Origin of the sequence: Bradyrhizobium sp. (assembly GCF_016462955.1) — a bacterium.
Lineage (GTDB): Bacteria > Pseudomonadota > Alphaproteobacteria > Rhizobiales > Xanthobacteraceae > Bradyrhizobium.
In genome coordinates, this window is sequence record NZ_JAEMSD010000224.1 from 1 (window position 1) to 10,466 (window position 10,466).

The 10,466-nt window shown below is 61.7% G+C and carries 8 protein-coding genes and 4 pseudogenes; 9 read left to right on the top strand and 3 right to left on the bottom strand.

Translation table 11 applies throughout. The features are described from left to right. Positions 1–574: 574 nt before the first annotated feature. Together JHD07_RS21710 and JHD07_RS21715 are read right to left on the bottom strand one after the other, a co-directional pair. Entirely contained in the window at positions 575–1,321 is a 747-nt protein-coding gene (locus JHD07_RS21710) for an outer membrane beta-barrel protein (protein ID WP_349509819.1), read from the bottom strand. Between the two features lie 135 nt (positions 1,322–1,456). Further along, a pseudogene (locus JHD07_RS21715) lies at positions 1,457–1,972 on the bottom strand (autotransporter outer membrane beta-barrel domain-containing protein); the annotation flags it as partial. Between the two features lie 22 nt (positions 1,973–1,994). On the opposite strand from JHD07_RS21715, the pseudogene JHD07_RS21720 reads away from it, so the two are divergent. The 7 genes and pseudogenes from JHD07_RS21720 to JHD07_RS39830 all read left to right on the top strand — a co-directional run. Continuing rightward, positions 1,995–2,453 (top strand): annotated as a pseudogene (locus JHD07_RS21720) (LysR substrate-binding domain-containing protein); the annotation flags it as partial. 110 nt (positions 2,454–2,563) lie between these two features. Then, the gene (locus JHD07_RS21725) at positions 2,564–3,922 is read left to right on the top strand and encodes an extracellular solute-binding protein (protein WP_028139158.1); all 1,359 of its coding nucleotides are present in this window, start codon (positions 2,564–2,566) and stop codon (positions 3,920–3,922) included. 47 nt (positions 3,923–3,969) lie between these two features. Next, positions 3,970–4,902 carry a sugar ABC transporter permease gene (locus JHD07_RS21730; protein ID WP_155253864.1) on the top strand — a complete coding sequence of 311 codons (933 nt, stop codon included), beginning with the start codon at positions 3,970–3,972 and terminating at the stop codon, positions 4,900–4,902. Continuing rightward, positions 4,899–5,729, top strand: coding sequence for a carbohydrate ABC transporter permease (locus JHD07_RS21735; RefSeq protein ID WP_028139159.1), 831 nt, complete (start codon positions 4,899–4,901; stop codon positions 5,727–5,729). The genes JHD07_RS21730 and JHD07_RS21735 overlap by 4 nt, the downstream gene beginning before the upstream one ends. A 42-nt stretch (positions 5,730–5,771) precedes the next feature. Beyond that, a complete protein-coding gene (locus tag JHD07_RS21740; protein WP_024343443.1) occupies positions 5,772–7,310 on the top strand; it encodes a sulfatase in 1,539 nt (512 codons plus the stop codon). A gap of 77 nt (positions 7,311–7,387) precedes the next feature. After that, positions 7,388–8,275 (top strand): annotated as a pseudogene (locus JHD07_RS21745) (DUF4432 family protein). Positions 8,276–8,647: 372 nt separating this feature from the next. Further along, the gene (locus JHD07_RS39830) at positions 8,648–8,812 is read left to right on the top strand and encodes a hypothetical protein (protein ID WP_155248812.1); all 165 of its coding nucleotides are present in this window, start codon (positions 8,648–8,650) and stop codon (positions 8,810–8,812) included. 47 nt (positions 8,813–8,859) lie between these two features. Here the strand turns inward: JHD07_RS39830 and JHD07_RS39835 are convergent, their stop codons facing one another. Further along, entirely contained in the window at positions 8,860–9,021 is a 162-nt protein-coding gene (locus JHD07_RS39835) for a hypothetical protein (RefSeq protein WP_155248813.1), read from the bottom strand. Positions 9,022–9,856: 835 nt separating this feature from the next. Between JHD07_RS39835 and JHD07_RS21755 the strand changes: the two genes are divergently transcribed. Both JHD07_RS21755 and JHD07_RS21760 read left to right on the top strand, forming a co-directional pair. Continuing rightward, positions 9,857–9,979 (top strand): hypothetical protein, encoded by a 123-nt coding sequence (locus JHD07_RS21755; protein ID WP_283805943.1) that lies wholly within the window; start codon positions 9,857–9,859, stop codon positions 9,977–9,979. 116 nt (positions 9,980–10,095) lie between these two features. Further along, a pseudogene (locus tag JHD07_RS21760) lies at positions 10,096–10,314 on the top strand (hypothetical protein); the annotation flags it as partial. Between the last annotated feature and the right edge of the window lie 152 nt (positions 10,315–10,466).

A 10,466-nucleotide genomic window follows, 5' to 3' on the forward strand; every position in this document is an offset into this window, starting at 1 on the left:
TTTTCAGGCCGGACTCTAACTCCATCTGGAGGAAATACTCAGGGGCAGGTCACCAAGCGTAAAACGTTCAAGATGAGCTCTCAGCAGCGGCTTGGCGGGCGGAACCGCTTGCAGTCTTCAGTTTTGTAACGTCATGACCATACCCGCAGCTATACAAGTGATAACGGAGCTGGCCTTCTTGCGCGATCAGAGAGTCAGAGGGACGTCCAGTCTCCGTGACGGGTAATGGCGGCGATAGAGTCTCGCGGTGCCCGTCATGGAGATACACTATGTCGCAACCGAATGTCTTGCATAGCACTCACGGCTAACACGCCGGATCACTAAGCCCATTGTGATCTTTTGCGGTACGGCCTCGTCCATCGCACTCTGGTGCGGCAACGCATAGCCGAAGATTTGTTTCATCCGATGCGACCTGACGCAGCGCCGGCATCGAATTCGTGGAGATTGCCCACGCCGATTTCTATCACCTTGGCATCGGCAGCCCTCCCCACCTGGCAGACTTCATAGGAAACAGGCGGCCGATTGGGCCGCCTGTTTCGATTCAGGGAAAAACGGGTCGATCGTGCCCAGCGCCTCAGTACTTGGCGACAACCGTTTGGGGAGCGAAGCGATAGTTGAGGCCTACCTTGACCTGGCTGATGTTGTCCGCCTTGACTGACATGTTCGTCGTGCCGTCGGAGGCGAGCGCACGATCGCGGCCAAACGACAGGTAGTCGTACTCCGCCTTCGCCGACCAATTCCTGCCCAGATCGAACTCGGTGCCGTAGCCAACCGTCCAGCCCATGCGGGTGTTAGAGATACTGAAGCCGGTGCCGCTCGCGATGAAGGCGCCGGCGCCATTGTTACAGACGCTCGCCACTGCTACGCCCTGCGGATTGTAGCAGGTCGCGTTCGTGCGGCCATCTTCGAAGGCGCCGCCGCCCTTTACGTACCAAAGCGTGCGTCCCCAAGTGTAACCAACGCGGCCTGTCAGGCTCGCCACCCAGTTTGTCTTGTCCTCGGCAACGAAATATGCGGAGGTCATCCCGGCCCCAAAGGCCTGCGTGCCTACGGTCCGTGCGCCGTGGATGTTGGCTGCGCCGATGTCACCTTCGACACCGACGACCCAGCTGTTACCGAACTGGTAGTTGTAGCCGAGCTGACCGCCGCCGAAGACGCCGCTGCTCCAGGGCCGGGTGCTGTCCGTCGTCGGATCGCCGAACCTCACGTCGGTGCGACCGGCAGACCCGCCGAAGAAACCGCCGACGTAGAAACCTGTCCAATTGGTCGCGGTGACCGCAATTGGCCGCGCCTTGACCATGCGTACGGCTTTCGTCGGCATAATCGCGGCAGCGATCGTCTCAGGCGTAAACTGATAGCGGATGCCGGCATTGCCAGTCCAGCCATCGATGTTGGAGCCGTTGCGATAGTCGAGGCGGACAAAACCGAGCCAGCCCGTGTTGACTACCTGGCCCGCGACGCCGACAGAATACTGGCCATAGGTGCCGACACGCGAAGTCGTCGTCGATTGGTTATATGTAAATGGAGCGCCGCCGACAGGGAATACGCCGTTCAGCGACGTGTAGTTTGAGGTGACGTTGCCGGCGAATTCATGGAAAACGCTGGCGGATGCGAACGGCTGCCAGATGACGTTGGGCGTCGCGATTGTCTTGCCACCGCGCAAGCTGAGGCGACCCATCTCGCTCTCGACATCGTTGGTCTGGATGATGCCGGCAATGCCGGTGAAATTCGGGCCAGAGACGCCGGGGGCCGTGAAGTTATCGACGGACGTCCTGGAGTAGATGAATCCCGCCGACGGTTCGATGAACCAGTCATTGCCCAGATCGAAGTTGTACCCAGTCGACGCCGAGATCGAATAGCCGTGTGCGCCGACCGGCTGGTTGGCGAAGGCGAAGCCCGCATTGTCCATCTTGATGTTGTAGAACTCTTGGCGGACCATTAGGTCGGCGAAGAAACGTCCCTTGGTTGCGACAACATAGGCGCCGGAAGATCAGCAGGATTTCGAGACGATGACGCTAACATCCGATCGGCTCGGCGTCTGCTGCCGTCGCGGTCATCCCCTGACCCGTCGGCGGCGGGTCAACATGCGCGATCTCCTGCAGTATCCCTGGATCAAGCCGCCGCATTCGACGCGGGCGCACCGCAGGCTCGACTCCCTCTTTGTCTCGAACGACCTGCCGCCGCCTTCGAGTGTGCTCGAAAGCGGATCGGTCGCGCTCCAGTTCAACGTGCTCAGGCAATCGGACGCGCTGGCGACCACCGTGTCGAAGACGCTCCAGACGCCTGAAGGTGACGGCCTCGTCATGCTAAACGTTCCAGAACTCGCTTTGTCGCGCGATGCCGGCGTTATCACCCGCAAGGGCGGCTGGGTCTCGCCGGCAGCAGCCGAAATCATCGGCGAGCTCAAGATCATCTGCGCCGAAGAGGTTCGTGGTCGCAGGAGCACGGCATAGCTTTTAGCTATACCTACGGCACAATAATCTCTTTGTAAGAATACCTAAATCCTGTTTTGCTTCACCTCCGAGAGAGCCGGAATCGGCCGAACGCGGGCGGGAGGATTGGGATGCCGGGACAGAGCGGGAAGCGTGGCCTGACGCGCCGTCAGGTCGTGGGTGCAGGTGGCGCGGCCGCCCTGGGGCTCGCTGCCCCGTGGCGATACGCGGCGGCGGCCAAGGTCGCGCCGATGACCATCGTCGTCAACCAGTCGCCCTGGTTCGACAGCTTCCGCAAGACGGTGGAGCTCTACGAGAAGGAAACCGGCAACCGGGTCGAGCTCGACGTCAACCCGTTCGCGGGATCGCTGGAGAAGCAGCGTAACTCGGTGCGTGCCGCGAACGGCCAATACGACCTGCTGATCATGAACTCCGGCTGGATCGCCGAAATGTATTTCGGCGGTTTCGTCGAGCCGATCGCGGCGATCGATCCGTCCTTCAAGCTCGACCCTGATGTCTACACGCTCGATAACACGGTTTATTTCGATGCCGACAAGAAGACGATGTCAGCCTCCGGCAAGCTGATGTCGGTGCCGATCTCGCCGCTCATCCCACTGCTCTACTATCGCGGCGATCTCTACAAGGACGCGGGCCTGAAGACGCCGGAGACGTTTGCCGAGCTCGAAGCGAACGCAAGGAAGCTGCACAAGCCGCCGAGCCGCTACGGCATCGTCCAGCGCGGCGCCCGCGGGCCGGCGACCGTCAGCTACGATTTCTATCCCTATCTCTACGGCTTCGGTGGCGGCATCTTCAAGAACCAGGCCGTCGGCGATTACACGGTGACGCTCAACAACGAGGCCGGGCGCACGGCGCTCGACTATTATTTGCGGCTCGCCAAGGAAGCCGGCCATCCGCAGACCGCCTCGCTCGAACAGGCGGAGGTGATCCAGAACATGCTGACCGGCAAGGCCGCCCATATCATGGTGGTGGTCTCGGCGTGGTCGCAGATGGATGATCCCGACAAGTCCGCCGTGGTCGACAAGGTCGAGTTCGCGGTCACACCGCACGCGGAGGGCTTCTCGACCGGTCCCGGCCTCGGCCACTGGCTCGGCGGCATCGCGCGCAACGTGCCTGACGATCGCAAGCGCAGCGCGCTCGAATTCCTCCGCTGGTACCAGACCAAGGAGGCCCAGCTTGCGCACGCCAAGTTCGGCGGCATTCCCGTCAGCGCGGCGACCTATCGCGATCCCATCGCGCAGGAACGCCGCTATCGCTGGATGAAACCGCTCGGCGAAGCCTTGCCGCACGCGGTCAACATCTACCAGTTCCCGGAGGCGAGCGAGGTGATCTCGATCCTCGAGCTCGGCCTCAATCAGGCGGTCGCCGGCAACACGACATCGGTACAGGCTCTCAACAGCATGGCCGAGCAGGTCTTTGGCGTCATGACCAAGCGCAACTACAACACCGGCAAACTGCCGGCACTGCCCTGAGGCCGACCATTAAGCCGACCGCGAGCGCCACCGCGCACATCGCCGCGGTGGTAGCAGAGCCATCCGCGCTGGCGAGCCAGCCGAGCGCGTCCGATTTCCAGCGAGGCCTCGACGAGCGGCTGTGGCGCTGGCTGACGCTGTCGCCGGCATTGCTGCTGCTGCTGGCGCTCAGCGTGCTGCCGCTGGCCAATCTGTTCGCGACCAGCTTCTTCACCGTGAGCTGGAGTGGCGGCCATTCGAGCTTCGCCGCCGCAGGCCTGAACAATTACCGCGCGCTTGCCGGCGATACGCTGTTCCGCGCCGGCATTCTCAACACCATCCTGTTCGCGCTGTTTGCGGTCGGCGGTCAGATGCTGTGCGGCTTCGCGCTCGCACTGCTCTGCACCGGCGTCACCCGCGGCCGCCTGCTTTATCGCACCATCTTCATCCTGCCGATCCTGGTTCCCGGCATCGTCGTCGGCGCGATCTGGAAGCTGCTGCTCAACTTCGATTTCGGCCTGGTCAACCAGGCCATCGCGCTGGTCGGCATCGATCCCCTCAACTGGCTCGGCTCGGCCACCACGGCCCTCGCTTCAGTGATCTTCGTCGACATCTGGCACTGGACGCCGTTCTGCTTCCTGCTGTTCCTGGCCGGTCTGCAATCGCTGCCGCAGGATGTCTACGAGGCCGCGAAGATCGACGGGGCCTCTGGTTGGCAGGAGCTCACCTATGTGACGTTGCCGATGATGCTGCCCACCATCATGGTGACCTTCGCCTTCCGCCTCGTGCTGGCGTTCAAGGTCTTCGACGAGGTCTATCTGCTGACCGGCGGCGGCCCCGGGACATCGACCCAGGTCATGAGCTTCACGCTGTACCAGCGCTTCTTCCGCGAGGATCAGACCGGATATGGCTCGGCAATGTCTGTCGCGATCATCTTCATGACCTGCATTCTGCTCGCAGCCGCCTTCGCGGCGCGCGGACGGATGGGAGCCACGAAATGATGGCGTCTCCGAGGGTGCGCGCCCTGTCCATTCATGCCCTGTTGATGGCGGCGGCGCTGCTCGTGCTCATCCCAATCGTCTGGGTCGTCGCTGCGGGATTCCGCACCCAGATCTCGCTGCTATCAGGGGCGTTCTGGTTCACGCCGGTCCTGAAGAACTTAAACGAAGTGCTGTTCTCCAAGACCTCTGATTTCCTCGTCAATTATCGCAACTCGCTCGTCGTCGGCACGCTGAGCACGCTGATCTGCCTCGTCACTGCCACACTGGCCGCGTGGTCGCTCAACCGGATGTCATGGCCGCGCTGGTTCGTGCACATCTTTCTCGGCTGGGCATTGGTGTTTCACATGTTTCCGCCGCTGGCGCTCGCCAGCGCCTGGTTCACGATCATGCGCACGGTCGGCCTCGACAACACGCTGACCGCCGTGGTGCTCGCGCATACCGTACTCAACTTGCCGATGGCATTGTGGCTGATGGGCGTGTTCGTGCGCGACGTTCCGGTCGAGCTCGAGGAGGCCGCCCGGCTCGACGGCGCCACGACGCCAGTTCTGTTGTGGCGGATCGTGCTGCCGATCACTGCGCCGGGCCTTGCCGCAACCGCCATCCTGACCTTCGTGTTCAGCTGGAATGATTTCGGTGTCGCCCTGACGCTGACCATGAAGCAGACCGCAACCGTGCCGGTCGCGATCGCCAAATTCGCTCAGGAATACGAGATTCTCTACACGCAGATGGCGGCCGCCGCCGCGCTGTCGATCCTGCCAGCCCTGGTGCTGCTCATCATCGGCCAGCGCTACATCGTGGCGGGTCTCACCCAAGGCGCTGTGAAATAAGACGGCGCCGTGAAAGAAGACGCGACCAGCGAAGGAAATGCCATGAAGACGGTCTTCGTTCTCTTCGATTCCCTCAACCGCCATCTGCTCGGCGCCTATGGCGGCATCAGGATTCCGACGCCTAACTTCGACCGTCTCGCCGCCAGGACGCTGACTTTCGACCGGCATTACGTCGGCAGCCTGCCGTGCATGCCGGCACGGCGCGATCTGCTCACCGGCCGGCTCAGCTTCCTGCATCGCAGCTGGGGCCCGCTCGAGCCGTTCGACAATGCGATGCCGGAGCTGTTGCATCACACCGGTGTCTACAGCCATCTCATCACCGATCATTTTCACTATTGGGAGGACGGCGGCGCCACCTATCACAACCGCTACGACAGCTATGAGTTCGTGCGCGGCCAGGAAGGCGATCCCTGGAAGGCGATGGTGCAGCCGCATTGGGAGCGTCTGCGCGAGATGTATCACGCGCGCCAGTTCACCACCGACCGGCGCAAATATCACTCGCAGAACATCATCAACCGCGAGTTCATCAAGGAGGAGAAGGATTTCCCCTCGGTGCAGTGCTTCGCGCACGCCTTCGACTTCCTTGACCGCAACCGCGACGCCGACAACTGGCTGCTCCAGCTCGAGACCTTCGATCCGCACGAGCCATTCCACGCGCCGGCCCGTTTCAAGGCGCCGTTCGACAGCGGCTGGAACGGGCCGATCCGCGACTGGCCGCGCTATGGCCGGGTCGACGAGCTGCCGGCCGAATGCGAAGAATTGCGCTCAAACTATTATGCCGTTGTGTCGATGTGCGACTTCCTGCTCGGACAGCTGCTCGACGATTTCGACCGCCACGACATGTGGAAGGACACCGCCCTTGTCGTCACGACTGATCACGGCTTCCTGCTCGGCGAGCACGATTTCTGGGCCAAGAACCGCATGAACCTCTATGAGGAGATCGTGCACATTCCGTTGTTCGTGCACGATCCGCGGCGCCCGCAACCCGGCGCGCGAAGCACGGTTCTGACCCAGTCCATCGACCTCGCGCCGACGTTCCTCGATCTGTTCGACGTGACGCCGCCGCGTGAGATGGAGGGCCACTCGATCCTGAAGGCCGCGCGATCCCCCCAGCCGTTACGCGAAGCGGCGCTGTTCGGCTATTTCGGCGGCGCGGTGAACATCACCGACGGGCACTACACCTATCATCGCTTTCCCGCCGACCTGAAGACGCAGGAGATCTTCCAGTACACGGTGATGCCGACGCATATTCGCTCGCCGTTCCTGCCCGAGGAGCTCGCCGGCGCATCGCTGTCGGAGGGCTTCCCCTTCACCAAGGGCGCAAAGCTGCTCAAGGTCCCCGTGATCGAACGCTCGCCGATGTATCTCAATTATGGCCCGGGCGCGCTGCTTGAGAATGATACGCGGCTCTATGACCTCGCGAAGGATCCAGGCCAACAGCAGCCGGTGAAGAACGAGGAGCAGGAGGCGCGCCTGGTGGCGCTGATGGCGCGGCTGATGGCTGCCAACGAGGCGCCGCCCGAAGCGTTTGGCAGGCTCGACCTGCACGAGTCGACAGCCCAACGCGAGATTTCGTCGTGACCTACAACAATCTGCGCGCCAAGGTCGGCGATCCCAAGCAGTTTGCGAGCGTGCGGCGCATCGTGCTCGACGAGGGTGTGGAGCGCGGCGTTGCCGCGCTTGCCTTCTCCAATGGAAATGGGCTCGATTTCTGGGCACTCGGGGACCGATCGCTCGACATCGGGCCGTTGTGGTGGAAAGGCATGCCGGTCGCCTGGCAGAGCATGGCCGGTTTCCGCAGCCCGCATTTGCACCATCCGGAGGAGGACGACGGGCGCGGCTACAGCCGCACCAATTCCGGATTCCTCGTCACCTGCGGGCTGGATCATTTTCGCCAACCCGTGCCTGGCCATCCCATGCACGGCCGACTGCCGTTCACGCCGGCACGCGTGACGGCGCACGGCGAAGACTGGAATCGGAGCGACCCCGTGCTGTTCTGCGAGGGCGAGGTCATGCAGTTCCGCTTCGGCGGCGAGGCGCTGCGTCTCAGGCGCCGGCTCGAGGCGCCCATCGGCGGTAACCTGCCGTGAATCCGCGACGAGGTGACCAACCTTTCAAACGAACCCACACCGCAGGCAAGTCTTTATCACTTCAATTTCGGCTACCCGGCTCTCGCGCCGGGATCGTCCGTGACCCTTGGCTCTCGCCGGTTGCTTGATGTCAAGGGGCTGCCTGATGTTTCGCTGTTGTCTGAATCCGTCAGCTTTCCTGCCGACGGTGATGGCGCTTCCGCCGTTTGCAGGCTCGCGACACCGATGGAGCACGGCGCGACGCTGGAGATTGCCGTCAGATTCGACGTCAGCACGCTTCCGCATCTTCAGCTCTGGCACGATCTGCGTCCGCAGGCCTGCGTGCTCGCGATCGAGCCCTGCACAAGCGCAAAGATCAACGGCGTCGAGCCGGTCGCCCTGTCGGGCGAGACCCGCAGCTATTCGGTGGATATTGCTTTTACCCAAAAGCAGTCAACGCCTGCTCACCTGGCTTAGTGTTCGACTATCCAACTACGGCGCCACCGACAGTTCCTGTCGAGCTTGAGAATCACGTGGAAGGGGTGGCGCTCCGTGTTCAGGCGTTCACCGATCTTGGCATCGAAAACCTGATCGAGCTCGTCAGGTTCTACAAAGAAACCCCAAGCTGGTCACGCGCTGGCAACGGGAATGATCTAACCAGCCTGCGGTCTACGCCGGATGCGTATCAAGATGTTGGACCCTCGAGGCCCGAAAGCTTGCAATCGCAAGACTCGATCCGCTAGAGAATACGATGCCCGCTCAATGGCTTGGCAGACCCCTCCTCACAGACCGCCAATTGGATCTTCGCCGACGCCATAGACCCAGAAGGCCTCGAATTTTGCCTCGCGCATGGCGGCGGTCGCGACCGCCGCGTTTGCGCTCGGCCTGGCGTTGGGTAAGAAGTCTCCTGGCGGTACCGACGCCGATAATCGCGCGTTGCGGTTGCGCCTTCGCCTGGCGGCGCTGCGCTTCCAGCTGATTGGTACTCATGCGTGCGAGCACCTGGCACCGTGACGAAATCGCCTTCGTTGACTAAGGATTTCTTTGATGCGACCGGGTATCTAGGTAGAAATGTCGATCTCCATCGCGTCGATGCGGCCGTTACCAGCAGCGATGCCTGCGGGCAGGTCGTGATTTGCGAGCTTCTGCCAGCAGTAATAGCCGCCGCCGGCTACTATGATGGCCAGAAGAACAGAGGCCCCAGCGTTCACGGTGCTTGTCACCCCCCTTCTTCTTCGCCTGTCCACGAGACACCGTGCGGTTGGGCGGGCTCTGCAACCCTGCTCGCGGGATCGCTTATGCTCGCGGTCGTCGAACAACCCGGAAGGAGAGCGACCTATTCGTCCCAACGCCTCCTTTCATAACGTGCCGTAGAGGCTCTTCGGCACTCCATTGAGCGATTGTGCCCAATCACGAGTGGCGAACGAAAATGTCGATGCTGTGCGTCCATCTTCATAGAAGATACTTCCTCATTCATGAGTGCCAACACCTTATGGCCCCGTGGACGGTCGGAGTTAAATTTAGGTGAACAGGTATTGACGAGATCAAATGCTATGGATTCGCTCGAACGAGGATAATATCGAGGCTCCCATGCCCCCCAAGGCGAGATCGCAACCTATGGTCCGTTCGCGCGATCGTATCCTGAAAGCCGCAATCGAGCGATTTTCAAAAGATCGTACGAACAGGCCAGCTTGCGCGACATCGCAGCCGATGTGGGGTTGATGTCGCCTATGTACACCGTTGCTTCGGCTCCAAAGAGCGTCTGTCTGTCGAGACCCTTAAGGCCTCGGCGCAGATCGATGAGCAGTTCACAGGCTGGCGCACAGTCTTGCGGGCGCACTCGCAAGGCAGGTGGTTTCGGAGCGTGCCCGCGGGGGGGCATGCGCTCGATATTGTCATTCGCTCGCTTGCCAGCCGGGAAGCCGCACCGCTGCTTCGGAAATTTGTTTGGGCGCTTGTCGATCCCTCGCTCAAAAACTCGATCAATCGAATATTGTGCCAATCGCAGTGCTCGCGGCCCTGTTGGCTGGCGTGTCCATATTCAGGAACGTGCTTCGGATGGGGTCACTCCTGGACGCGCCGAGCACCGAACTTGAAGCCCTGATCGCAAATGCCTTCCAGAGCATGATGGATGCCGCCGATCCGGCGACGGCAACTTTGAAACTGGAAAGAACTTCCTGATGATCGCCACCACCTCGCTCATTGCTGTCAACGCCGGTCAGATCGGTACTGGTCAAGCCGAGTGGGGCCTCCATGAAGCTGCGATCAAAGCCTTCGTTTCGCAAGAAGCCGCATTCGTCCACCCGCTGTCGCGTTGCCAGTTCTGGGACCTGAGCGATCGTCTGCGCGCGCGAAGGGCCGGAAGGAGCGTGGTAGTCGCCACGGCCTACATGTCCGAGGGTTTCGTCTGGCTGATCGCGATGAACGACGGAAAAATCTTCGCGACCAGCGCGCCGTCGGATCTGAAAGGTCGAACCAGCACGCGGTCGATCGAAGATGCATTCATAACCCTGCTCCGGCACGATAGCATTCTCTTCAGCCGGAGAAGCCGGTCGGTCCGTCGCACGTACCCGAAGGCGAGCCCGTCATCGTCGCCAGGGACCTGACCCGGGTTCCCCGTGGGTCGGTCAAAATCCCCCGGGTATGGTCACTTGAAACTCCCCCACCT